The organism is Phaeodactylibacter luteus (assembly GCF_007993045.1).
Classification (GTDB): domain Bacteria; phylum Bacteroidota; class Bacteroidia; order Chitinophagales; family Saprospiraceae; genus Phaeodactylibacter; species Phaeodactylibacter luteus.
In genome coordinates, this window is record NZ_VOOR01000296.1 from 1 (window position 1) to 206 (window position 206).

1 pseudogene is annotated in these 206 nt (G+C 62.6%); it reads right to left on the reverse strand.

Annotated features, from left to right (window positions below):
* Positions 1-206 (reverse strand): annotated as a pseudogene (locus FRY97_RS22240) (DUF11 domain-containing protein); the annotation flags it as partial.

The following is a 206-nucleotide window of genomic DNA, read 5'->3' on the forward strand; positions in this document are numbered from 1 at the left end:
CCGTTGGACATATTGGTGATCACCTCGCTGAAGTCGCCCGTGCCGCTGGCATTGGACAGCGTCGCTGTGCCGGTGGTCACTACCGCAGACCAGCTGCTGATCGTTGTGCCTACAGGCGCGGTGTCCGCTACTGTTACGCTGCTCGCAGCGCTCGGCCCGTTGTTCGTCACCGTGATGGTGTAAGGCACCGTTGTGCCCGGCACGTA